Origin of the sequence: Pseudomonas marginalis (assembly GCF_024169655.1) — a bacterium.
GTDB classification, from domain to species: Bacteria; Pseudomonadota; Gammaproteobacteria; order Pseudomonadales; family Pseudomonadaceae; genus Aquipseudomonas; species Aquipseudomonas paraveronii.
In genome coordinates, this window is the sequence record NZ_JALJWV010000001.1 from 651425 (window position 1) to 675285 (window position 23861).

The following is a 23861-nucleotide window of genomic DNA, read 5'->3' on the forward strand; positions in this document are numbered from 1 at the left end:
ATTCCTTGTCCGCGAAAGCCCGCCTGTGCGGGGTGAAAGCCCACCCTCACACAGTAGCGGCTGACCAGGAAAACCGCGTGCAAAATTGCTGGGCGTGTCGCTATTGGATAAGCCGTCCTACACCTCGAACTGCAGCGCATTGCTCAAGTCGCCCATCGGTTTCTGGCCGCGGGCGATCATGGCGTCGTCGCGCTGCTTGAGCCCGTCGAGTGTCTCCAACTGAAAAACGCGGGTGATCAGGCGCAGGATCGACGCCGTGTCGTACACCGTATGGTCCACCGTGCCTTTGCGCGCGAACGGCGACACCACCAGCGCCGGAACCCGCGTGCCAGGGCCCCAGCGGTCGCCCTTGGGCGGTGCCACATGGTCCCACCAGCCGCCGTTTTCATCGACGGTCACCACCACCACCATGTTTTTCCACTGCGGGCTTTCCTGCAGCACCTTCAGGGCGCGGGTGATATGGCGATCACCCGAGGCTACGTCGGCATAACCGGCGTGCATGTTGAGGTTGCCCTGGGGTTTGTAGAAGGTCACGGCGGGTAGCTTGCCCGCCTGCGCGTCGGCAAAGAACGTGTTGGTGCTCGACTCATCGCCCAGGCCCGCGTCGCGCAGGCGCTTGTCACGCTCCGCGCGGTTTTCCGGGCCCTGTTGCTTGAAGTAGTTGAACGGCTGGTGGTGGTACTGGAAGTTGGGGATCTTCGGAATGCCGCCCGAGTCCTTGAACTGCTCCAGCGTCGCCTGCCAGGCCCCGGCGTACCAGGCCCAGTCGATGTGCTTTTTCGACAGCTTGTCGCCGATGTGTTCGTGGGTTTGCGGCACCAGCACGTTGGGCAGGTCGGGCTTGGCGTAGTCCGGGTTTTGCGGGTCGCGAATCCAGGTCGGCCAGTAGGGCGGGGCCAGGGTGTTCACGGCGTAACCGTCCGGGGTCAGCGCGCTCGGGCCGAACTGCGGCGGGCCGCTCATGGCGCTGGCCGGGGATTTGTCCAGGGGCTTGAGGCGTGGGTCGTTGGGATCGTCGCTTTGCAGCGTGGCGATCTGCGCCTTGGCCACCGACTGCGCCGCGTTCGGATAAACCGGCGCGGTGGCGCTGATCAGGTATTGGTGGTTGAGGAACGAGCCGCCAAATGCGCCCTGGAAGAAGTTATCACAGAGCACAAACTCCTTGGCCACGTCCCACAGGCGCAGGGAATAACGGCTCTGGGCGTAATGCCCCATCACCAGGCCGCCGGAATCGGCCCAGGCGACGAAATTGTCGTTCTTGCCGCCGTTGATCTGCATCTGGTTCTGGTAGAACACGTGCCACAAATCACGGGTGACCAGGCTCAAGGGCAGGTCTTCGGCGTTCGGGCCCTTGAGGGCGAACGGGGCGTTGGGCAGGTTCTCCTGGAATTGCACTTCACTGGGGTAGGTCACCCCGTCGACGCTTTGCGAGCCGACTTGCAACACGCCACCCCACACCGGGGGCAGGGTGGTCAATACGCTGGCGTCGCGGTCGCGCTGCTGATAGTCGGCGGCGGACAACGCCGACAGCGGTTTCTCCAGTCCCGGGAAGTCGGCAAACAGGTTGTTGAAACTGCGGTTTTCGGCGTAGATCACCACGACGGTTTTCACTTGGTCGTGTAATGCCTTATCCAACTCCTGCGGCGTAAGCGGCCGAGGCAGCGGTTTGCCCGGCGCGTCGCCGGGATTGCCGCAGGCACTCAAGGTCGCGCCCACCCCCAACACCGCTGCGCCGCCGAGGAAGCGCCGCCGGCTGGTGTCTACCGGCGGTTGGTCGATGGAATCAGAGGCAGGGCGGTCTTCGTGCTCGTCACTCATTGCGGGGAGTCCTTGCTGGCTATTTGTTGCAAGATATTTCGCCAGGACGGTAGCAGTGGAATGTGACGGAGGGAAGACAATGGTGTGTGACCAGTGGCATGTGTCTACACGCCGTCGGCGCTGCTAGACTGGCCCGATAATGGATGTCACCGAGGTGAACCGTGAAACCTTCAACTGCCCTTGATCTACAACGCGCCGCCGTCAGAGAAGTGGTGGGCCGTTTTCGTATCTCAAATCCCAGGGTGTTTGGGTCGGTCTTGCTGGGTACTGACCATGAGGGCAGTGATCTGGATTTGCTGGTTGATGCTCCGCCGGGAACCACTCTCTTTGATCTCGGTGGGCTTCAGGTGGCGCTTGAGGATCTGCTCGGGATTAATGTGGACTTGCTGACGCCTGCCGATTTGCCGTTGAAGTTTCGTGCAAAAGTGTTGGCAGAGGCCCGGCCGGTATGACATTGAACCGCCTTGGGGATTATTTGAATCACATCAGGCAAGCCGCAACTGATGCGGTCACCTTTGTCGAAGGCTTGAGCAAAGAAGAATTTCTGGAAGACCGGCGTACTCAACAAGCGGTGATCATGAGTTTGATCATCATTGGTGAGGCGTCTACGAAAATCATGGATCAGTACCCGGATTTTACGGTGGGTCATCCACACATTCCTTGGCGGAGCATGCGCGGAATGCGCAACCGGATCGCTCACGGTTATTTCGACATCAACCTTGATGTGGTTTGGGACACGATCCAGAGCGCATTGCCCGATTTATTGGGGCGCATCCCCGATGCTCCTGCGTAAATGCACCTGTTGCAACAACAGGTGCGTCATCCGCAGTTTAAGGCATCACCGGCGGCAAATACTTCAACGTCGTCCCCAACGCCCACAACAAAAACAACACCAACGGCGCGTGTACCAGCAACTGCACGAACGAAAACCCGATCAAATCCCGCGCCTTCAGCCCCAGCACGCCCAGCAACGGCAGCATATAAAACGGGTTGATCAAATTCGGCAGCGCCTCGGCCGCGTTGTAGATCTGCACGGCCCAGCCCAGGTGGTATTGCAGGTCATTGGCCACTTGCATCACGTAGGGCGCTTCGATGATCCACTTGCCGCCGCCCGACGGGATAAAGAAGCCCAGCACCGCCGAATACACCCCCATCAACAGGGCATAGGTGTCGTGGGAGGCGATGGACGTAAAGAAGGTCGAGATATGGTGGGCCAGCGTCTGGCCGTCGCCGCCCTTGACCACGGTCATCAGCGCGGCAATCGAGCCGTACAGCGGGAACTGGATCAGTACGCCAGTGGTGGTTGGCACCGCGCGGGCGACCGCATCGAGAAAGCTGCGCGGGCGCCAGTGCAGCAACGCACCGACCATGATGAACAGGAAGTTATAGGTGTTCAGCCCGGAGATGGCACTGATCGCCGGCTTGGTCGAAAACTCGTGGAACAACCAACCCGCCGCCAGCAGCGCCAGCAGGATGGTCAGCACCGGGCTGTGCTCCAGCCATTCGCCCGGGCGCGTCGGGGCCTGCGGCTTGGGCAGGTTGAAGGCCGGGTCGACCCCGCAGGCCTTGGCATCACGGGCGCTGTTCGGGCCGGGCGCGGTGGCGTAGGCGATGATCAGCGAGACCACGATCAACGCCAGCAACAGTACGCCGGATTGCCACAGGAAGATGGTGTCGGTGAATGGGATCACCCCGGTGATCGACAGGATCGACGGCGGCAAGCTGGCCGGGTTGGCCTGCAACTGCGCGGCCGACGACGACAGCCCCAACGCCCACACCGCACCGAGGCCCAGGTAGGCCGCGGCGCCGGCAGCGCGGTAGTCCATGCGCAAGTCCGTGCGCCGCGCCAATGCGCGCACCAGCAAACCGCCGAACACCAGGGACAGGCCCCAGTTGAGCAAGGAGGCAACCATGGAAATCAACGCCACCCAGGCCACGGCCGAGCGGCCGTTCTTCGGGATGCGCGCCAGGCGGTCGATCAGCCTCACCGCCGGCGGCGAACTGGCGACCACATAACCGCCGATCACCACGAAGGCCATCTGCATGGTGAACGGGATCAGGCTCCAGAACCCATCGCCGAACGCCTTGGCGGCCTCGCTCGGCGCGGCGCCCATGCCCAGGGTCGCCACGGCGACAATGATCACGGCGAGGGCGGCAAACACCCAGGAGTCAGGAAACCAGCGTTCGGCGAAATTGGAGCAGCGCAGGGCAAATCGGGCATAGCGGCTTTCTTCGAGAGCATCGGCCACGAGGCATTCCTCTTATAGTTGTTATGGTTTTGGTAGTTTTACGCCATGTTCCGCTACGGCCATTGATAGGGGAATGCAGTTATCTTCATCGATCAATGAGGAAAACAAATATATCCTCCGCGATTGCCATCATCCGCCTCAGCTCATAACCTGCACGCCATTTTGTTTGTCTGCCGAGCCTCAACATGACTGCCACCTCGCTTGCACAGGCGCAGCGTTTTTCCCGCTCCGACTACAAAACCCTGGGCCTGGCCGCCCTCGGCGGTGCCCTGGAAATCTACGACTTCATCATCTTCGTGTTTTTCGCGCTGACCCTCAGCCAACTGTTCTTCCCGCCGGAAATGCCCGAGTGGCTGCGCCTGCTGCAAAGTTTCGGGATCTTCGTCACCGGCTACCTCGCGCGCCCGCTGGGCGGCATCCTGATGGCGCACTTCGCCGATCACCTGGGGCGCAAGCGCGTGTTCAGCCTGAGCATCCTGATGATGGCCTTGCCCTGCCTGCTGATCGGGATCATGCCGACCTACGCGCAGATCGGCTATTTCGCACCGCTGATCCTGCTGGTGCTGCGCGTGCTGCAAGGCGCAGCGGTGGGCGGTGAAGTGCCCAGCGCCTGGACCTTCGTCGCCGAGCATGCGCCGACCCATCACCGCGGTTACGCCTTGGGCTTCCTGCAAGCCGGCCTGACCTTCGGCTACCTGCTCGGCGCGCTGACCGCCACACTGCTGGCGCAACTTTTCACCCCGGCGGAGATCCTCGACTACGCCTGGCGCTTCCCCTTCCTGCTCGGTGGTGTCTTCGGCGTGATCGGCGTGTGGCTGCGCCGCTGGCTCAACGAAACCCCGGTGTTCCTCGAAATGCAGGCGCGCCGCCAAGCCGCCGCCGAAATGCCGCTGCGCACCGTATTGCGCGACCATCGCAGCGTGTTGCTGCCGGCGATGATCCTCACCTGCGTGCTCACCTCCGCCGTGGTGGTGCTGGTGGTCATCACCCCGACCATGATGCAGAAAACCTTCGGCATGACGCCCAGCCACACCTTCGCCCTGAGCGCGCTGGGCATCGTGTTCCTGAACATCGGCTGCGTCCTGGCCGGCCTGTTGGTGGACCGCATCGGCGCCTGGCGCGCGGTGCTGGTCTACAGCCTGTTGCTGCCGCTGGGGATCGCGGTGTTATACGCCAGTCTGATCGCCGGTGGCGTCTGGCTCGGCGCGGCGTATGCCTTGGCAGGCTTGAGCTGCGGCGTGGTTGGCGCAGTGCCGTCGGTGATGGTCGGGCTGTTCCCGGCGCCGGTGCGGGTGTCGGGGATTTCCTTCACCTACAACATTGCCTACGCGCTGTGGGCGAGCACCACGCCCTTGATCCTGATTGCACTGATGCCGACCAGCCCGTGGATTTGCGTGGGTTATTGCGTGGTGATGGGCGCGGTGGGGGCGGTGAGTGTGGTGTTGTTCAGCAAGCGCCACGCAGTGGAGGCGGGCACTCACGGGGCCTAAGGGCCACCAATTGACGGGTATTGCAGCCACTCCTATAGTCAGCTCCACCCTCGATTAGCACCTAGTACTTCATGACTCAGACGGCCTTTATCAACCCCTCCATCCTGTCCTGGTCTCGCCAGCGGGCGGGGCTGTCTGAGGCTCAGGTCGCCAAGGGGCTTACGGTCAAGACGCAAAGGGTCATGGAGTGGGAGGGCGGCCGGAGCCTACCCACCTTTAACCAGGCGCAAAAGTGGGCTGCCATCGCGCATGTTCCTTTTGGTTTTCTCTTTCTCCAGGCGCCTCCAGAGGAGCATCTGCCACTTCCGGACCTGCGCACGGTAGGCGGTGTATTGCCCGATAAACCCAGCCTGAATTTGATGGACACCGTCAGGGATGTGTTGCGCAAGCAGGACTGGTACCTGGAGTATTTGCAGGATCATGAACGAGCTCCGCTTTCCTTTGTCGGTAGCTTCAACAGTCGTTCGCCGATCAAGGACGTCGTTGCCGATATTCGTCGCGTGCTGGGCATAACTGATGCACCTACCCGTATAAGTTATGAAGACTATATGCGGGCATTGGTGAGTGGCGCGGAAGACGCCGGCATTCTCGTTATGCGCAGCGGTGTTGCCTTGGGCAATACCCGCAGGAAACTTGATGTCAGCGAATTTCGAGGATTTGCGATCAGTAACGTGATGGCGCCTGTCGTGTTTATCAACAGCGCGGATGCACCCTCTGCACGGCTTTTTACCCTGATGCATGAGCTTGCCCATATCTGGATCGGTAGCACAGGTGTGTCCGATGGAGGTAGTCAAGGTGCAGGTCAGGAGGAAGTGTTCTGCAATGCCGTGGCGGGCGAGTTTCTTGCGCCGGGGATCGTCTTCAGCGCGTACTGGGACGGCGATATTTACTGGGAAGGAAACCTGGCGCCTTTGGCGGGGCGTTTTCATGTCAGCGCACTCGTCATTGCCCGTCGTGCGCGTGATCTTGGTTACATCAGCAGCGATCAATACGGTGCTTACTACCGACGGATCTTGCAGGCCTATCGAGATAAGGATGGCTGCGGAGGGGACTACTACCGCACCGCAGCGACCAGGAACAGCGCCCGGTTAAGCAAGGCTGTTCTGGCAGAAGCCCAGAGCGGGCGGATGTTGTTACGAGATGCCGGAAAACTGCTGGGTGTACAGCCTGCCAAGTTGAAGGCATATGGGGTGAAGCTCTCGGCATGAAACATCTATTGGATTCGAATACGCTGATCGAGGCCAAAAATCGTTATTACGGTTTGACGATTTGTCCAGGCTATTGGGCGTGGATACTTCAACAACATCAGGCCTTGGAGGTTGCCAGTATCGTACCGGTAAGGGACGAGCTGGCCAAAGGCAATGACGACCTCACCCAGTGGGTCAAGGGCAATGCCCACCTCTTTGAAGACGCCAGTGATGAACGGACTCAAGCGGCATTTGGACATATTGTCGCCAAAATTGCGCAGCAGGCGCCGCTGATGAAGGCTGGCGCACTTGAAGAGTTTCTTGAAGGGGCAGACCCGTGGCTGATTGCCAAGGCTATGACGACGGGGGCAGTAGTCGTAACCCATGAAGTTTATAACCCCGATATCAAGCGCAAATACACCATTCCCAATGTGTGCTCACTCGTCGGAGTCTCTTATATGAACACGTTCGAGTTGCTCGGTAAGCTGGACGCACGCTTTGTTTTGCACCACTGACCTATAGGTGAAGAGGGCCACCCTCTTCAGGTCGGGAGTTTTGGTGCAATCAACGGTAACCGCCTGCTGGCGCGCGGAGGACAAATTTGTAACCTGTGCCGGCGGATTTAGCTGATAGCTCTATGATCCCTGAACCACTCCCCACGAGGATGTTTCATGAGCGCAGGACACAACCACGCCCAGGTACGCGCCGGTCACGAACGCCAGTTATGGATCGCCCTCGGGCTGACCAGCAGCTTCATGATTGCCGAGGTGATCGGTGCCTTTATCACCGGCAGCCTGGCGCTGTTGTCCGACGCCGCGCACATGATGACCGACGCCCTGGCCATGGCGATTTCCCTGGTGGCGATCCAGATCGCCAAGCGTCCCGCCGACCGCAAGCGCACGTTCGGTTACGCCCGCTTTGAAATCCTGGCGGCGGCATTCAATGCGTTGCTGCTGTTTGCGGTGGCGTTCTACATCCTTTATGAGGCCTATCAACGCCTGCAGGCACCCGCCGAAATCCAGTCGACCGGCATGCTGGTGATCGCCGTGCTGGGGCTGCTCGTCAACCTGATCGCCATGCGCCTGCTCAGCGCCGGCAGTGGCGAAAGCCTGAATGTCAAAGGTGCGTACCTGGAGGTCTGGAGCGACATGCTCGGCTCTGTCGGCGTGATCATCGCGGCCGTGGTGATCATGTTGACCGGCTGGGGTTGGGTCGACTCGGTGGTGGCGGCGGCAATTGGTTTCTGGGTGTTACCGCGTACCTGGGTGTTGCTCAAGGAGAGCATGAATGTGCTGCTGCAAGGTGTGCCCGACGGCATCGATATCGACAGCGTGGAACAGGCCATACGTGGCGTACCTGGCGTGAAGGATGTACATGACCTGCATGTCTGGGCGCTCACCAGTGGCAAGAACGTGCTGAGCAGCCATCTGGTGGCGGACGCGGTGCCGGGCGTCGAGCAACAGGTCCTCGCTCAAGTGACGCAATTGCTGCATGAACAATTCGATATTTCCCACGTCACGCTGCAGGTCGAGGGCGAGGGTTTTCATCGTGACGGGCTCGAAGAAGCCCATGCTTGAGCCTTGCTAACGGATTTGTAATGTTCGCCCCACCCCCCTGATAAGTACCGAAAGTTACAGTGCCCCGGCTTGGATTTATCCGCCATTTCATGGGCCTGGAACTCTCGTTATGCCAACTCGTGCAAGAACATTACTGTGCTCGATCGTCGTGTTGCTGGCGACGGCACAAGGGGTCGGCGCCCAGACCCTGAGCCTCGACGCCGCCCTGCAAACCGCCTTCGCCAATAACCCCGACCTGGCCGCCGCGCAATGGGAGATCGACATCGCCAGCGGCGGTCGCCAGCAGGCGGGGCTGATCCCCAACCCGGTGGCCTCATGGGATGCCGAAGACACCCGCCGCGACACCCGCACCACCACGCTCAAGTTAAGCCAGACCCTGGAACTGGGCGGCAAGCGCGGTGCGCGCATCGCGCTGGCGACGCGTGGTCAGGACGTCGCGGCGCTGACCTTGGAACAGCGCCGCAACGACTTGCGCGCCGAGGTGATCGACCGCTATTACGGCGCCCTTCGCGCCCAGGAACGCCTCGACCTGGCGCAACGCTCCCTGGCACTGGCCGAGCGCGGTCTGGTGGTCGCCAACGGCCGGGTCAGCGCCGGTAAAGCGTCGCCGGTCGAAGCCACCCGCGCTCAGGTGCAGTTGTCGGAAATCCGCCTGGAACTCAACCGCGCCCAAATGGGCGTGAGCGACGCCTATCGCCGCCTGGCTGCCAGCACCGGCAGCGCCGCGCCCGACTTCGCCGCCGTCGCCACGCCAAGCAGCGTCCCGGCGACGTTGCCGCCCGCCGCGCAACTGCTGGCGCGTCTTGAGCAGACCGCCGAGCTGCGCCTGGCCGAACTGCAAATCCTACAGAACGAAGCCAGCGTCGGCCTGGAAAAAGCCCAGCGCATCCCCGACCTCGATGTGTCGATTGGCAGCCAGTACGACGCCAGCGTGCGCGAGCGCGTGAACCTGGTGGGCGTGTCGATGCCGATCCCGCTGTTCAACCGCAACCAGGGCAACGTCCTCACCGCCACCCGCCGCGCCGACCAGGCCCGTGACCTGCGCAACGCCGCCGAACTGCGCCTGCGCACCGAAACCCGCCAGGCCCTGGACCTGTGGCAAACCGCGAACACCGAAGTGCGCGCATTCAACCAGCAGATCCTGCCCGCCGCCCAGAGCGCGGTGGACAGTGCCACCCGTGGCTTCGAGATGGGCAAGTTCAACTTCCTCGACGTCCTCGACGCCCAGCGCACCTTGATCGCGGCCCGCACCCAATACCTCACGGCGACCGCCCAGGCCACCGACGCCTGGGTGCGCATCGAACGGATCTACGGCGACCTCGCCCGTTTCTGATTTTTTTGGAGTCCTCTATGCAGACTAAACATGGCGTGGCGCTTGCCGTCGTCCTGGGCCTGATGCTGTCCGGCCTGGCAAACGCCGAGGAAGAAGAAGGCACGCTCGAACTCACCGAGCAGCAGATCGAGGCCGCCGGTATTCAACTGGCCCAGGCCCAGCCCCGGCCGATCAGCAGCGTGCTGTCGCTGCCGGGTGAAGTGCGCTTCGATGAAGACCGCACCTCGCACATCGTGCCGCGTGCGGCGGGGGTGGTGGAGGCGGTGAAGGTCAACCTCGGCCAGGCGGTCAAGCAAGGCGAGCTGCTGGCGGTGATCGCCAGCCAGCAGATTTCCGATCAGCGCAGCGAACTGGCTGCCAGCCAGCGCCGGGTCGAACTGGCGCGCACCACCTTCCAGCGCGAGCGCCAACTGTGGCAGGACAAGATCTCCGCCGAGCAGGATTACCTGCTGGCGCGCCAGGCCTTGCAGGAAGCCGAAATCGCCCAGAACAACGCCCGCCAAAAGATGACCGCCCTCAGCGGCAGCGCCGTACTGGTCGGCGGCAATCGCTACGAATTGCGCGCACCGTTCGCCGGCGTGGTGGTGGAAAAACACCTGGGCGTCGGCGAGGTGGTCAGCGAGACCAGCAATGCCTTCACCTTGTCGGACCTGTCGCAGGTGTGGGTCACGTTCGGCGTCTTTCCCAAGGACTTGAACAAGGTCCGCGTCGGCAAGCCGGTGAAAGTCAGCTCCACCGAAATGGGCACCGAAGTGCTCGGCACCGTGGCCTATGTGGGCAGCTTGCTGGGCGAGCAGACGCGCACCGCCACCGTGCGCGTGAGCGTGCCCAACCCCGATGACGTGTGGCGCCCGGGGTTGTTCGTCGCCGTACAGATCGCCACCGACACCTACCAGGCCAAGGTCACGGTGCCCCAGGCCGCGATCCAGACCGTCGAGGACAAACCCTCGGTGTTCGTGCGCACGGCGGACGGCTTCGTCACCCGCCATCTGGAACTGGGCGTCAGCGAAAACGGCTACGTCGAAGTGCGCCAGGGCCTCGACGCCGGGGCGCAGGTGGCCACGGTCGGCAGCTTCATCCTCAAGTCCGAACTGGGCAAAGGCTCGGCCGAACACGCCCATTGATCCCGCGAGTGATTTCCCATGTTTGAGCGCCTTATCCAATTCGCCATCGAGCAGCGCATCATCGTGCTGCTGGCGGTGCTGCTGATGGCCGGTGTCGGCATCGCCAGCTATCAGAAACTGCCCATCGACGCGGTGCCCGACATCACCAATGTGCAGGTACAGATCAACTCGGCGGCGCCCGGTTTTTCGCCGCTGGAAACCGAACAGCGCATCACCTTTCCCATCGAAACCGCCATGGCCGGGTTGCCGGGGTTGCAGCAGACCCGTTCGCTGTCGCGCTCCGGTTTGTCCCAGGTGACGGTGATCTTCAAGGACGGCACCGACCTGTTCTTCGCCCGCCAGTTGGTCAACGAACGCCTGCAAGTCGCCCGTGAGCAATTGCCCAGCGGCATCGAAACGGCGATGGGGCCGATTTCCACCGGCCTAGGGGAAATTTTCCTATGGACCGTGGAAGCCGAAGAGGGCGCGCGCAAGGACGACGGCACGCCCTACACGCCGACCGACCTGCGCGTGATCCAGGACTGGATCATCAAGCCGCAACTGCGCAACGTGCCTGGCGTGGCCGAGATCAATACCATCGGTGGCTTCGCCAAGGAATACCAGATCGCCCCCGACCCCAAGCGCCTGGCGGCCTACAACCTGACCTTGAACGATCTGGTCACCGCCCTGGAGCGCAACAACGCCAACGTCGGTGCCGGTTACATCGAGCGCAGCGGCGAGCAGTTGCTGATCCGCGCACCGGGGCAAGTGGCGTCGATCGACGATATCGCCAACATCGTCATCACCACCTCGGACGGCACGCCGATCCGCGTGCGCAATGTGGCCCAGGTCGAGATCGGCCGTGAGCTGCGTACCGGCGCCGCCACCGAAAACGGTCGTGAAGTGGTGCTGGGCACGGTGTTCATGTTGATCGGCGAAAACAGCCGCAGCGTGTCCCAGGCCGTGGCTTCGCGACTCGAACAGATCAACCGCTCGCTGCCCGAGGGCGTGGTCGCCGTTACCGTTTACGACCGCACCAACCTCGTCGAAAAAGCCATCGCCACGGTGAAGAAAAACCTCTTCGAAGGCGCGCTGCTGGTGGTCGCAGTGTTGTTCCTGTTCCTCGGTAACATCCGTGCGGCGCTGATCACCGCGATGGTGATTCCGCTGGCGATGCTGTTCACCTTTACCGGCATGTTCACCAACAAAGTCAGCGCCAACCTGATGAGCCTCGGCGCACTGGACTTCGGCATCATCGTCGACGGTGCGGTGGTGATCGTCGAGAACGCCATCCGCCGCCTGGCCCATGCGCAACAGCGTCACGGCCGTCTGTTGACGCGCAGCGAGCGCCTGCACGAAGTGTTCGCGGCGGCCAAGGAGGCGCGGCGTGCGCTGATCTTCGGGCAACTGATCATCATGGTGGTGTACCTGCCGATCTTCGCCCTCACTGGCGTGGCCGGGAAAATGTTCCACCCCATGGCCTTCACCGTGGTGATCGCCCTGTTCGGCGCGATGATCCTCTCGGTGACCTTCGTACCGGCGGCGATTGCGCTGTTTGTCACCGGCAAGGTCAAGGAAGAAGACAACCTGGTGATGCGCAGTGCGCGTCGGGTCTATGCGCCAGTGCTCGACTGGGTGATGGCGCGGCGCCCGCTGGTGTTCGGTTTGGCGCTGTTGACCATCGTCGCCTCGGGGCTGGTGGCCAGCCGCATGGGCAGCGAATTCATCCCCAGCCTCAGCGAAGGCGACTTCGCCCAGCAAGCCCTGCGCGTGCCCGGCACCAGCCTGACGCAGTCGGTGCAGATGCAACAGCAGTTGGAAAAAACCTTGATGGCCCAGGTGCCGGAAATCGAACGGGTCTTCGCCCGCACCGGCACCGCGGAGATTGCCTCCGACCCGATGCCACCGAACATTTCCGACAGCTACGTGATGCTCAAACCCAAGGATCAGTGGCCCGATCCGCAGAAGTCCCGCGAAACGCTGATCGCCGATATCCAGCGCGCCAGTGCGATTGTGCCGGGCAGTGCGTATGAATTGTCACAACCGATCCAGCTGCGTTTCAACGAGCTGATTTCCGGGGTGCGCAGCGACGTGGCGGTGAAGGTGTTCGGTGATGACATGGCGGTGCTCAATGCCACCGCCGGGGAAATTGCCGAGACCTTGCAAGGCCTGAACGGCGCCTCGGAAGTGAAGGTGGAACAGACCTCCGGCCTGCCGGTACTGACCATCAATATCGACCGCGATAAGGCCGCGCGGTTTGGCCTGAATGTCGGCGATGTGCAGGACACGATTGCCGTCGCAGTCGGTGGGCGCCAGGCCGGTACGTTGTACGAAGGCGACCGGCGTTTCGACATGGTCGTGCGTTTGTCCGACGCACTGCGCACCGATATCGACGGCTTGTCGCGGTTGTTGATCCCGGTGCCGGCATTGGCGGGTAACGCCTCCGGGCAGTTGGGCTTTATCGCCTTGTCCCAGGTCGCCAGCCTCGACCTGGTGCTGGGCCCGAACCAGATCAGCCGCGAGAACGGCAAGCGCCTGGTGATCGTCAGCGCCAACGTGCGGGGGCGCGATATCGGCTCGTTTGTCCAAGAGGCCGAAGCCGCCATCGGCGCCCAGGTCAACGTGCCGGTTGGCTACTGGACCACCTGGGGCGGGCAGTTCGAACAGTTGAAGGAGGCCTCCGACCGCCTGCGCATCGTGGTGCCGGTGGCGCTGCTGTTGGTGTTCGGGCTGTTGTTCATGATGTTCAACAACCTCAAGGATGGGCTGTTGGTGTTCACCGGGATTCCGTTCGCCTTGACCGGTGGGATCATGGCGCTGTGGCTGCGCGATATTCCGCTGTCGATCTCGGCCGGGGTGGGCTTTATCGCCTTGTCCGGCGTGGCGGTGCTCAACGGCCTGGTGATGATCGCGTTTATCCGCAACCTGCGCGAGGAAGGGCGCTCGTTGTCGATGGCCATCAACGAAGGCGCGCTGACCCGGCTGCGTCCGGTGTTGATGACGGCGCTGGTCGCGTCCCTCGGGTTTATCCCCATGGCCCTGGCCACCGGCACCGGCGCCGAGGTGCAGCGGCCGCTGGCGACGGTGGTGATCGGCGGGATTATTTCCTCTACGTTGCTGACCTTGCTGGTGCTGCCGGCGTTGTATCACTGGGCGCATCGCAAGGACGAGGAAACACCAGACGCAAGCGCGTAAAGCGCCCCGGCTGGCTGCTGACGTCGGCGTGGCCCTGATGCAGGTGCATGATCGACTGCACGATGGCCAGCCCCAGGCCGGTGCCGCCCTCGGCGCGGGTGCGACTGCTGTCGGCGCGGTAGAAACGTTCGAACACGTGCGGCAGGTGGTGCGCTTCGATGCCCCGGCCGGGGTTGCCCACCGACAGCGAGACGCTCTGGCCGTAGGTCTCCACCAGCAGCAACACGGTCGAGGCCTGCGGCGTATGGCGGATGGCGTTGGAGAGCAAATTGGAGATGGCCCGCTGGATCATCAGGCGATCGCCCATGATCCAGGCGTCGCCGCGCAGGTTCAGGGTCACCTGCTTGTCTTCGGCGCTCAAGGCAAACAGCTCCATCACCCGCTGCGCTTCTTCGCCCAACGACACCTGGGCAAACCCGGCCCGTGCCGCCGGATGGCTGACCTGGGCCAGAAACAGCATGTCGGAGACGATGCGCGACAGGCGTTCCATTTCCTCGGTGCAGGATTCCAGCCCGGCTTTGTATTCCTGCGAAGGCCGCTCGCGGGACAACGTCACCTGCGCCTTGCCCATCAGGTTGGTCAACGGCGCGCGCAGTTCGTGGGCCAGGTCATCGGAGAACTGCGACAGTTGCCGCACGCCGTCGTCCAGGCGATGCAGCATGAAGTTGATGCCCTGGGCCAACTCACCCAGTTCCTTGGGCAGGTTGTCCAGCGCCAGGCGATGGGTCAGGTCCTGGGTGCTGACCTGGGCCGCCACACGGCTGAACTGCTGCAACGGCGCCAGCCCGCGCTGCACCAGCCACCAGGCGCCCATGCCGATCAGGATCAGTAGCAGCGGCAGGGCGATCACCGTGGAGCGCAGGTAGGCGCTGAGCAGCGCTTCATCATCGGAGCGGTTCAGCGACAGCAGCACGCGCACGTTCTCGCCGCTGTACAACGGCACCAGGCGCGTGGCGCTGAGGATGCGGTCGCCCTGCCCATCCACCCAGTTCAGGTAGGCCAGGGTCTTGCCGGCCGGTACGTCCAGCAACAGCGGCTGCTGGGGTTTCGCGCCCACGCTCAGCAGCACCGGCGTATCGGCCTGGGTGCCCATGATGGTCAGGTAGATGTTGTCGTGGCCCATCACCAGATCCAGCAGTGAGTGGGGGCGGCTGCTGATGTCGCGGGGGGTGAGGCCCTGGCTCAGGCTGTGTTCCAACTGCTCCAGCTTGTTTTCCAGGCCCTTGCGCGCGAGCTTGTCCAACTCGTGGGTCAAGGCCAGGTACGCCAGGGTCGCCAACAGCACCACCAGGCCGGCGCCCATCAGGCTGACCGTCAGGCCCAGGCGCATCGACAAGCTGGTGGTCCTCATTGGCGCGCCTCCAGCACGTAACCGACGCCGCGAATGGTGTGGATCAGCTTGACCTCACTCTGGTCGTCGACCTTGCCGCGCAGGCGGCTGATGGAGACTTCGACGACGTTGGTGTCGCAGTCGAAGTTCATGTCCCACACCAGCGAGATGATTTGCGTGCGGGTCATCACCTCGCCGGCCTGGCGCATCAATACGTGCAGCAGGGCGAACTCCTTGGTGGTCAGGTCGATGCGTCGTGTGCCGCGATAGGCGCGGTGGCGGCGCGGGTCCAGTTCCAGGTCGGCGACGCGCAACACGTCCGGCAGCGGGATGTGTTCGCTGCGGCGCAACAGCGTGCGCACGCGGGCCAGCAGCTCGGGGAATTCGAAGGGCTTGACCAGATAATCATCGGCGCCCATGTCCAGGCCCTTGATCTTGTCGGCCAGCCGGCCACGGGCGGTCAGCATCATGACCCGCTGGTTGCCGTCGCGGCGCAGGTGTTCCAGCACTTCCCAACCGTCGGTGTTGGGCAGGTTCACGTCGAGGATCACCAGTTCATAGGTGTGTTGCCGGGCCAGGTGCAGGCCGTCTACACCGCTGGCGGCGCAATCGACGACGTAGCCACTTTCGGTCAGGCCCTGCTGCAAGTAATCGGCGGTTTTCTGCTCGTCCTCAACCACAAGGATACGCATGGGGATTTACCTTCAAAGAAAACGGAGAGGGGCATGGCCGCATAGAGGCGGCGAGTGGGCTGTAGGAAAACTCTGAACCGTGAAGTAGCTTTAGGGTCAAGCCACGTCAGGCAACTGCGACGATTCGTCGCTGTGCGGGTGAACAAAAAAACGCCCCATACGGGGCGTAAAAGTTCATCTCCGTTCCAAAGGAGCTACACAAAAGCTGCAGAGATGAATGTGTTCGATAAGCAGTATAAAAACTGCAACTTAACGCGAAGGTGAGGCCGATATTACAGTTCTGACAGATTTGAACCTGTGAAGAGATGTACTTCATCGGCAAGTAAATGTAAGCGTTACTTAGAGCGCCGCCAGTGGATATTCGATAATGCCCCGAACTTCTTCCCGGTGCGGTTGAAGTAAAAATTACGTGCCAGCACGTTCAGGCGGCTGCCTTCGATAAAACCGTCGGGCTGATAGTTGCAAACCGTGGTTAGCGGCTGTGTTGCGCGAACATTACAATTCTGGAACCTTAGTGCCACCTAACAAATACGTAATCTTCTGGTGAACATCGCGTCAGGGTTGTTTGGTTAGTCTCGACACTGAACTTTCAGTCGAGGAGTGAACAATGAACTTTTATAACACTAGCCTGGGTATATTGACGGCCGTCCTGTCCTTCGGTGCATTGGCCGAGGGCGGCGGTGATCGCACGTTTGCGCTGATGATGGAGCGCAATGAAAAATCCATGACCGAGTACGCGGCCAGAGAGGGCAAAGCGGCCCCGGTGGTGCAGAACTATCGCTATGGCATGACCCTGGACATCGCCAAGGTGGTCAGCGTGACGCCACCGGTCCGTGCATGCGGCCCCGTGCCCTCGCGCATGACCTACGAAGACGCCAGCGGCTAGCTCAAGACCCTGGAATATCAAGTGATGGGAGTCTGCCGAAACAATGGCGGCTGACCGCTGCAAAAAAGAGTGACGCCGGGCATTGAACCGCTCTTCAGAAAACGCCGGCCACGCCGATGCAGGTCAGATCCGTCCTTTTCTCATGACCATCGGTGTCTCATGTTCAACACCCGTTTGAAGCAGGAGCTGTCCGCTCTTCGCGAAGAGTTGTCCAGTTTGCAGCAGGTCAAGGAAAGCCTGGAAAGCGAAATGTTGTGCCTGACCCTGGACGCTGAAGGTCGGGTGGAGTGGGCGAATGCCAACTTCCTGCAGGAACTGGCTTACTCGATGTCGCAACTGCTGGGGCGGCCCGTTGACGAGTTGGTGCCGGCCTACCTGCGTCAGGACGAATTCCAGCAGCGCTTCAAGAACGCACTGGTGCGTGGCGAACACTTTGCCGGTGCCGTGCGCCTGTTGCGCGGCAACGGCAAGGAAGCGTGGTTGCGTTCGATCGTGCAGCCGGTGCGCGGCTCGGACGGGCGCATCAAGCATATTTCGATGTTCTCCAGCGACCTCACGCGCACCATCGAGGCGTCGCGCGAGCACGAAAACCTGATCACCGCGCTGGTGCGCTCCACGGCCGTGATCGAGTTCGACCTGGACGGGCATGTGCTCACCGCCAACGAGCGTTTTCTCAATGCGATGGGTTACAGCCTGGCGCAGATCCAGGGCAAACATCACCGTATGTTCTGCGAACCGGCGGAATACAACAGCGCCGAGTACCAGAACTTCTGGAAACGCCTGAACGCCGGCGAGTTTGTCGCAGAGCGTTTCAAGCGCGTGGACAGCCATGGCCGCGCAGTATGGCTTGAAGCCACCTATAACCCGGTGCTGGATGCCAATGATCGTCTGTACAAAGTGGTCAAGTTCGCCACCGTGATCACCGAGCAGGTCAACCGTGAACAGGCGATTGCCGAGGCGGCCAACATTGCCTACAGCACCTCGCTGCACACCGACAGCAGTGCCCAGCGCGGCACCACGGTAGTGACGCAGGCGGTCGACGTGATGCGCGAGCTGGCCCACCACATGCAGCGGGCCGGCGAGGGCATCGAGGCGCTGAATGCCCAGTCCCAAGTGATCGGCAGCATCGTCAAGACCATCAGTGGCATCGCCGAACAGACCAACCTGCTGGCGCTCAACGCAGCCATCGAAGCGGCGCGTGCCGGCGAACAGGGGCGCGGGTTTGCGGTCGTGGCCGACGAAGTGCGCCAACTGGCGTCGCGCACCAGCAAGGCCACTGAAGAGATTGTCGGGGTGGTGCGTCAGAACCAGGACATGGCTCGCGACGCCGTGAACCTGATGACCGACGGCCGCCAGCAAGCCGAGCAGGGCCTGGCCCTGGCCGCCGAAGCCGGCACGGTGATCGTGGAAATCCAGGACGGCGCGCAAAAGGTCGTCAGCGCTGTCGGACAGTTCGCTAACCAGCTATCGAGCTGACCCGTAGGGCTTGTGCTTGAGGTATCGTAGGTTTTTCACGATTGAAGAGCCGATCCTCCATGAGCCCTGATCACCGCCGCCCCGTTCCGCTGTCCAAGGCCTACCGCTTGCTCAATCACGGCCCGACCGTACTGGTCAGCGCCGCGCATAATGGCCAGCGCGCTATCATGGCCGCCGCCTGGGCCATGCCGTTGGATTTCGAACCGCCGAAAGTCGCGGTCGTGCTGGACAAGGCCACCTGGACCCGCCAACTGCTGGAACGCGCCGGCACCTTCGTGCTGCAGGTGCCCTGCGCGGCCCAGGCCGATCTCGTACAGACCGTGGGCACGACCAGCGGCGCCGATCTCGATAAATTCGCCGCCTATGATTTGCACACCTTCAATGGCGAACACACTGAAGCGCCCTTGCTCGAAGGCTGCGTCGCCTGGCTGGAATGCCGCCTGCTGCCCGAGCCGCATACCCAGCAGACCTACGACCTGTTCCTCGGCGAAGTGGTTGCCGCGTATGCCGACGAGCGCGTGTTCAGCGACGGGCGTTGGCATTTCGAAGGCTTTGATCAACTGCGCACCCTGCACCATGTGGCGGGCGGGCATTTCCTCACCATCGGCCAGCCGATTGACGGGCAGCAGCTGACGCCCGCCGGTTGAGCCTGTTCAGCGCCCGAGCATCTTCACCCAGCGCGCCGGCGGCATGCCGTAGGTGCTGCGAAATTGCCGGGTCATGTGGCTCTGGTCGGTGAAGCCGGCGAGCATCGCCGCGTCCACCAGCGGTTTGCCCTGGGCCAGCAGGCTGCGTACCAGATCCAGCCGGCGCATGGTCAGGTAGCGGTAGGGGCTGGTGCCGAACAACAAGCGAAAATCCCGCGACAAGGCCCAGCGGTCGCGGCCGGCGTGTTCGGCCATTTCATCCAGGGTGATGCTGCGGCCCAGGGCGCTGTGGATAAATTCCCGGGCGCGTTCGGCGGCGACGTAATCGAAGGTCTTGCGGGTGGTGATCGCTCCCGAGGCGTTGCTCAAGGCCTGGGCCAGGTCGAACATCGCGTCCTGCTCCTGCAACGGGTCGATCGGGCAGTCCAGGCTTTGCAGCAACACTTCGCTGGCGCGGTGCAACCACGGGTCGGTGGACACACCGCCGGGGATAAACGGCAACGGCTTGCCGCCGAGGATCTGTTGGATCAGCGCCGGCTCCACGTAGATCATGCGGTACTTGAAACCTTCCTCGCTGCCGGCGCGGCCGTCGTGGGTCTCGTCGGGATGAATCACCATGGTGGTGCCGGGCAGGCCGTGAGTCATGCCGCCGCGATAATGAAAACTCTGCACGCCGAACAAGGTACGACCGATGGCATAGGTGTCATGGCGATGCGGGTCGAATGCGAAGCCGGCAAAGTACGCCTCGATGCGGTCCAGGCCGCTGGCGTGCGGCGCGCGGTGCAGCCAGTCGAGGGTGGGGGTGGGTTTACCCATGGTGACTTGTCACAAGAAGAGGTGGAAACACGTTAGCCGAGTCTGAAGCCCTTGTCTGCCGGGGTCTTGTACGATTGTGCAGGAGGGCAGGCGAGGCCTATGATCGCTGTTCGTGCCTTGTGCTGATGGAGCGCCCCCATGGATGTCCTCAACCCTGCCTACGTCGCGCCCCTGAGCTCGCTGGCCCTGCTGTGGACGGTGGCGGTGGTCACGCCTGGCCCCAACTTCTTCAACACGGCGCAACTGGCCGCCAGTTGTTCGCGCCGCCATGGTGTGGTGGCCTCGGCGGGTGTGGCTACGGGTACGATCCTGTGGGGGTTGGCGGGTGGCCTGGGCATAAAGTCGCTGTTTAGCGCCGCACCCATGCTGTACCTGGCGTTCAAGATCATCGGTGGCTGCTACCTGATCTACCTGGGGTTGAAGCTGTTCAAGCGCTCAGCGCCGGCGATGGGGCAGAGCCTGTTGCCGGACGGGCCTCGACGCTCGTTGTTTTCCGCCTGGCGCCTAGGGTTACTGGGCAATCTGTCCAATCCCAAGGCCGCGTTGTTCGTCGCCACCATCTTCGCGTCCACCATGCCGCCGTCGCCATCGCCGATGCTGTTGACCCTGGCGGTGATCATCATGGCCACCTTGTCGTTCAGCTGGTATTCCAGCGTAGCCCTGGTGTTTTCCAGTGCGCGCATGGCCGATCTCTACAGCCGCTCGCGCAAATGGCTCGACCGTTTTGCGGGGGGGTGCTACATGCTGTTCGGTGTACATCTGGTAGCGAATCGCTGACCGCTCATGGTAAGAAGCCTTACTTTCAACAGTGAGGTCGGGTCATGAGCAAGGTGCGCGTAGGGATTATTTTTGGTGGCCGTTCGGCCGAGCACGAAGTCTCGCTGCAGTCGGCGCGCAACATTGTCGATGCCCTCGACCGTTCGCGCTTCGAGCCGGTGCTGATCGGCATCGACAAGGCCGGTCACTGGCACCTTAACGACACCTCGAACTTCCTGATCAACCAGGAAAACCCGGCGCTGATCGCCCTCAACCAGTCCAACCGCGAACTGGCGGTGGTGCCGGGCAAGGCCAGCCAGCAAGTGGTGGAAACCACCGGCAGCGGCCTGCTGGCCCACATCGACGTGATCTTCCCCATCGTCCACGGCACCCTCGGCGAGGACGGTTGCCTGCAAGGCCTGCTGCGCATGGCCGACCTGCCTTTCGTCGGCTCCGACGTGCTCGGTTCGGCAGTGTGCATGGACAAGGACATCAGCAAACGCCTGCTGCGCGACGCCGGTATTGCCGTCACGCCGTTTATCACCCTCAACCGCAACAACGCGGCACGCACCTCGTTTGACATGGCGGTGCGCACGCTCGGCTTGCCGATGTTCGTCAAACCCGCCAACCAAGGCTCCTCGGTGGGCGTGAGCAAAGTGAACGACGAGGCCGAATACCACGCCGCCGTCGAACTGGCCCTGGGCTTTGACGAGAAAGTGCTGGTGGAGTCTGCCGTCCAGGGCCGCGAGATCGAATGCGCGGTGCTGGGCAACGACAACCCCATCGCCAGCGGTTGCGGCGAGATCGTGGTGAGCAGCGGCTTCTATTCCTACGACAGCAAATACATCGACGACCAGGCGGCCCAGGTGGTGGTGCCGGCCGATATCAGCGTGCAAGCCAGCGAGCGGATTCGCCGCCTGGCCGTCGAAGCGTTCGAGGTGTTGGGGTGCGCAGGGTTGGCGCGGGTCGATGTGTTCCTCACCGAGGACGGCGAAGTGCTGATCAACGAAATCAACTCGTTGCCGGGTTTTACCCGGATCAGCATGTACCCCAAGCTGTGGCAGGCGGCGGGGATGAGCTACAGCGAGTTGGTCAGCCGCTTGATTGAACTGGCGTTGGAGCGGCATGCGGGGCGTAAGGGGTTGAAGATCAGCCGATAGTCATCGCCCGGCGCGCCAGTAACGCCATCAGGCGTTACTGAGGACTTCCCGGAAAACGTTCGGTCTTACTTCTAGTGTCGGCGGCTCGAGTGATTTCGACCGGGTGTACTGCGCCGTAAAGCCCTGCTTTGACCTCCTGAATGGCGGTCAGTAACTCTTCGCCGATATTGCGTTTGGCGTCACGTTCCTTCAGCTGTTTCTCAGTGAGTGGCATGTTTCATGTCCTTCGCGATCTTGTACAGGATATGCGCTGGAGTATGCTCGGTAGCGCCCTTGGCGTCAGCGTAAACATCAATCACCCAACGCCTCGCCCTCCCGCCGAGGATCGGCACCCCCGCTCAACATCACCTTGCCCTGCGCATCCCGTGTGCGAACGATCGCCTGGATGCCGCTGGTCATCTCGATCTCGCTCAGTGCATGGCCCTTGTCCTTGAGTGCCTGTTTCAACGCCGGGCTGAACATGCCGCTTTCCAGTTCGGTTGCGCCATTGCGGCTGCCGAAGTTGGGCAGGTTGATGGCGGCTTGCGGGTCGAGTTGCCAGTCGAGCATCGCCACCAGGGATTTGCTCACGTATTCGATGATCTGCGAACCGCCTGGCGACCCCAGCGTAGCCAGCAATTCACCGCTCTGGCGGTCGAACACCAGGGTCGGCGCCATGGCCGAGCGCGGGCGTTTGCCGGGTTGTACGCGGTTGGCCACCGGCTGGCCGTTTTCCTCGGGAATGAACGAGAAGTCGGTCATCTGGTTGTTGAGCAAAAAGCCCTGGACCATCAGGTGCGAGCCGAACGCGGCCTCCACCGTGGTGGTCATCGACACGGCACCGCCCTGGTCATCCACCGCCACTACTTGCGAAGTGGAGATGCGCAGCGGCGAGCGGTCCGGGGCATACGCCACTTGAATGCCCGCCGGTTGGCCCGGCTTGGCGACGCCCAGGCTGCGTTCACCGATCAAGGCGGCGCGCTGGGCCAGGTAGTCGGGGGCGACCAGGCCCGCGACCGGCACCGGCACAAAGTCCGCATCGGCCACATACAGTGCGCGGTCGGCAAAGGCCAGGCGGCCGGCTTCGGCGATCAGGTGAACCGCCTCGGGCGTGGGCTCAAGGCCGGCGAGCGAGGCGCTGTTGAGCGGCGTCATGGGCGCGATGGCCAGGCGCGGGTCGCGGGCTTCCAGGGCCTGCAGCGTGCCCATGATCTGCGCGATGGCAATCCCGCCCGACGACGGCGGCGGCATGCCACAGATTTTCCAGCGCTTGTAGTCGCTACACAGCGGCGCACGTTCCTTGGCCGCGTAGGCTTTAAGGTCCGCCGGGGACAGGCTGCCCGCGTTGCGGTGGCCCTGCACCTTGCGCGCAATCTCGTCGGCAATCGGGCCGTGGTACAGCGCATCCGGGCCTTCCTTGGCGATGCGTTTGAACACTGCAGCCAGCGCCGGGTTTTTCAACAGGGTGCCGGTGGCTTTGGGTGTGCCATCGGCGTTCAGAAAGTAGGCCGCCATCTCCGGCGACTGTGGGATAAAACGGTCTGCGGCAATCAGGCTGTGCAAGCGCGGCGAGAGGGCGAAACCCTGTTCCGACAGCCGGATCGCCGGCTCGAACAACTTGGCCCATGGCAGGTGCCCGGTCTTCTTGTGCGCCATCTCCAGCGCTCGCAACACCCCCGGCGTGCCCACCGAGCGCCCGCCGATCTGCGCGGCGGTGAACCCCATCGGCTGACCGTCGGCCTTGAGGAACAGGCGCTCCGTGGCCCCGGCCGGTGCGGTTTCCCGGCCGTCATACGCGTGCACGGTATGCCCGTCCCACAGCATGATGAAGGCACCGCCGCCAATCCCCGACGACTGCGGCTCCACCAGCGTCAACACCGCCTGCATGGCAATCGCCGCATCGATGGCCGAACCGCCCTGGCGCAACATCTCACGCCCGGCCTCGGCTGCCAGCGGGTTGGCGGCCGCCGCCATATGGCGCTCGGCGTGGCGCGGGCTGAGGTCGCTGCGATAGCCCGAGCCTAGCTCCGGCGCCGGAGGCGGTTCGTTGACCGGGGTGTGGCAGGCCGCAAGGGCCAGGGTTGCGGCAATGACCGTCAGTTGACGGCGGGCAATCGAAAACACGCGCTGAACTCCGTTCATTTTGAGAATGATCTGTCGTTCCAGG

The 23861-nt window shown here is 62.6% G+C and carries 20 protein-coding genes and 2 pseudogenes; 15 read left to right on the top strand and 7 right to left on the bottom strand.

The window, feature by feature from the left end:
• Nucleotides 1-117: 117 nt before the first annotated feature.
• Nucleotides 118-1818: an acid phosphatase gene (gene acpA / locus J2Y83_RS02765; protein WP_253393241.1), complete on the bottom strand. Its 1701-nt coding sequence runs from the start codon at nucleotides 1816-1818 to the stop codon at nucleotides 118-120.
• A gap of 161 nt (nucleotides 1819-1979) precedes the next feature.
• Here acpA and J2Y83_RS02770 point away from each other — a divergent pair, with 161 nt between their 5' ends.
• Nucleotides 1980-2270: a nucleotidyltransferase family protein gene (locus tag J2Y83_RS02770; RefSeq protein ID WP_253393242.1), complete on the top strand. Its 291-nt coding sequence runs from the start codon at nucleotides 1980-1982 to the stop codon at nucleotides 2268-2270.
• On the top strand, nucleotides 2267-2611 hold the full coding sequence (locus J2Y83_RS02775; protein WP_253393243.1) for a HepT-like ribonuclease domain-containing protein: 345 nt from the start codon (nucleotides 2267-2269) through the stop codon (nucleotides 2609-2611). The genes J2Y83_RS02770 and J2Y83_RS02775 overlap by 4 nt, the downstream gene beginning before the upstream one ends.
• Before the next feature lie 37 nt (nucleotides 2612-2648).
• Here J2Y83_RS02775 and J2Y83_RS02780 read toward each other — a convergent pair whose 3' ends face one another.
• On the bottom strand, nucleotides 2649-4067 hold the full coding sequence (locus J2Y83_RS02780; RefSeq protein WP_253393244.1) for a short-chain fatty acid transporter: 1419 nt from the start codon (nucleotides 4065-4067) through the stop codon (nucleotides 2649-2651).
• Between the two features lie 185 nt (nucleotides 4068-4252).
• Between J2Y83_RS02780 and J2Y83_RS02785 the strand changes: the two genes are divergently transcribed.
• The 7 genes from J2Y83_RS02785 (at nucleotide 4253) to J2Y83_RS02815 (ending at nucleotide 13952) form a co-directional block, all read left to right on the top strand.
• Nucleotides 4253-5557 (top strand): MFS transporter, encoded by a 1305-nt coding sequence (locus tag J2Y83_RS02785; RefSeq protein ID WP_253393245.1) that lies wholly within the window; start codon nucleotides 4253-4255, stop codon nucleotides 5555-5557.
• A gap of 71 nt (nucleotides 5558-5628) precedes the next feature.
• Nucleotides 5629-6765, top strand: coding sequence for an XRE family transcriptional regulator (locus tag J2Y83_RS02790; protein ID WP_253393246.1), 1137 nt, complete (start codon nucleotides 5629-5631; stop codon nucleotides 6763-6765).
• Nucleotides 6762-7259, top strand: coding sequence for a DUF4411 family protein (locus J2Y83_RS02795; RefSeq protein WP_253393247.1), 498 nt, complete (start codon nucleotides 6762-6764; stop codon nucleotides 7257-7259). The genes J2Y83_RS02790 and J2Y83_RS02795 overlap by 4 nt, the downstream gene beginning before the upstream one ends.
• Nucleotides 7260-7415: 156 nt before the next feature.
• Nucleotides 7416-8321 (top strand): cation diffusion facilitator family transporter, encoded by a 906-nt coding sequence (locus tag J2Y83_RS02800; RefSeq protein ID WP_253393248.1) that lies wholly within the window; start codon nucleotides 7416-7418, stop codon nucleotides 8319-8321.
• 109 nt (nucleotides 8322-8430) lie between these two features.
• The gene (locus J2Y83_RS02805; RefSeq protein WP_253393249.1) at nucleotides 8431-9654 is read left to right on the top strand and encodes a TolC family protein; all 1224 of its coding nucleotides are present in this window, start codon (nucleotides 8431-8433) and stop codon (nucleotides 9652-9654) included.
• Nucleotides 9655-9671: 17 nt separating this feature from the next.
• Nucleotides 9672-10778, top strand: a complete 1107-nt coding sequence (locus tag J2Y83_RS02810) for an efflux RND transporter periplasmic adaptor subunit (protein ID WP_253393250.1) — start codon at nucleotides 9672-9674, stop codon at nucleotides 10776-10778.
• Nucleotides 10779-10796: 18 nt separating this feature from the next.
• Nucleotides 10797-13952: a CusA/CzcA family heavy metal efflux RND transporter gene (locus tag J2Y83_RS02815; RefSeq protein WP_253393251.1), complete on the top strand. Its 3156-nt coding sequence runs from the start codon at nucleotides 10797-10799 to the stop codon at nucleotides 13950-13952.
• Here J2Y83_RS02815 and J2Y83_RS02820 read toward each other — a convergent pair.
• On the bottom strand, nucleotides 13867-15303 hold the full coding sequence (locus J2Y83_RS02820; protein WP_253393252.1) for a heavy metal sensor histidine kinase: 1437 nt from the start codon (nucleotides 15301-15303) through the stop codon (nucleotides 13867-13869). The two genes, J2Y83_RS02815 and J2Y83_RS02820, sit on opposite strands and share 86 nt — an antisense overlap.
• On the bottom strand, nucleotides 15300-15974 hold the full coding sequence (locus tag J2Y83_RS02825) for a heavy metal response regulator transcription factor (RefSeq protein WP_046384814.1): 675 nt from the start codon (nucleotides 15972-15974) through the stop codon (nucleotides 15300-15302). Before J2Y83_RS02825 ends, J2Y83_RS02820 begins: the two co-directional genes overlap by 4 nt.
• 607 nt (nucleotides 15975-16581) lie before the next feature.
• Here J2Y83_RS02825 and J2Y83_RS02835 point away from each other — a divergent pair.
• The 4 genes and pseudogenes from J2Y83_RS02835 (at nucleotide 16582) to J2Y83_RS02845 (ending at nucleotide 18983) form a co-directional block, all read left to right on the top strand.
• Nucleotides 16582-16860: a DUF2790 domain-containing protein gene (locus J2Y83_RS02835; RefSeq protein ID WP_253393253.1), complete on the top strand. Its 279-nt coding sequence runs from the start codon at nucleotides 16582-16584 to the stop codon at nucleotides 16858-16860.
• Between the two features lie 249 nt (nucleotides 16861-17109).
• Nucleotides 17110-17796: pseudogene (locus J2Y83_RS29740) on the top strand (PAS domain-containing protein); the annotation flags it as partial.
• Nucleotides 17797-17907: 111 nt separating this feature from the next.
• Nucleotides 17908-18336 (top strand): annotated as a pseudogene (locus J2Y83_RS29745) (methyl-accepting chemotaxis protein); the annotation flags it as partial.
• Nucleotides 18337-18395: 59 nt separating this feature from the next.
• Nucleotides 18396-18983, top strand: coding sequence for a flavin reductase family protein (locus tag J2Y83_RS02845; protein WP_247407326.1), 588 nt, complete (start codon nucleotides 18396-18398; stop codon nucleotides 18981-18983).
• A gap of 6 nt (nucleotides 18984-18989) precedes the next feature.
• On the opposite strand, the gene J2Y83_RS02850 is transcribed toward J2Y83_RS02845, so the two are convergent.
• Nucleotides 18990-19799 (bottom strand): AraC family transcriptional regulator, encoded by an 810-nt coding sequence (locus J2Y83_RS02850; RefSeq protein WP_253393255.1) that lies wholly within the window; start codon nucleotides 19797-19799, stop codon nucleotides 18990-18992.
• A 138-nt stretch (nucleotides 19800-19937) separates the two neighbouring features.
• Between J2Y83_RS02850 and J2Y83_RS02855 the strand changes: the two genes are divergently transcribed.
• Nucleotides 19938-20576, top strand: coding sequence for a LysE family transporter (locus J2Y83_RS02855; protein ID WP_253393256.1), 639 nt, complete (start codon nucleotides 19938-19940; stop codon nucleotides 20574-20576).
• A gap of 44 nt (nucleotides 20577-20620) precedes the next feature.
• The gene (ddlA, locus tag J2Y83_RS02860; RefSeq protein ID WP_253393257.1) at nucleotides 20621-21715 is read left to right on the top strand and encodes a D-alanine--D-alanine ligase; all 1095 of its coding nucleotides are present in this window, start codon (nucleotides 20621-20623) and stop codon (nucleotides 21713-21715) included.
• Nucleotides 21716-21749: 34 nt separating this feature from the next.
• Here ddlA and J2Y83_RS02865 read toward each other — a convergent pair whose 3' ends face one another.
• Both J2Y83_RS02865 and ggt read right to left on the bottom strand, forming a co-directional pair.
• The gene (locus tag J2Y83_RS02865; protein ID WP_253393258.1) at nucleotides 21750-21929 is read right to left on the bottom strand and encodes a hypothetical protein; all 180 of its coding nucleotides are present in this window, start codon (nucleotides 21927-21929) and stop codon (nucleotides 21750-21752) included.
• Nucleotides 21930-22006: 77 nt separating this feature from the next.
• Complete coding sequence (gene ggt / locus J2Y83_RS02870; protein WP_253393259.1) at nucleotides 22007-23836, bottom strand: gamma-glutamyltransferase; 1830 nt, start codon at nucleotides 23834-23836, stop codon at nucleotides 22007-22009.
• Between the last annotated feature and the right edge of the window lie 25 nt (nucleotides 23837-23861).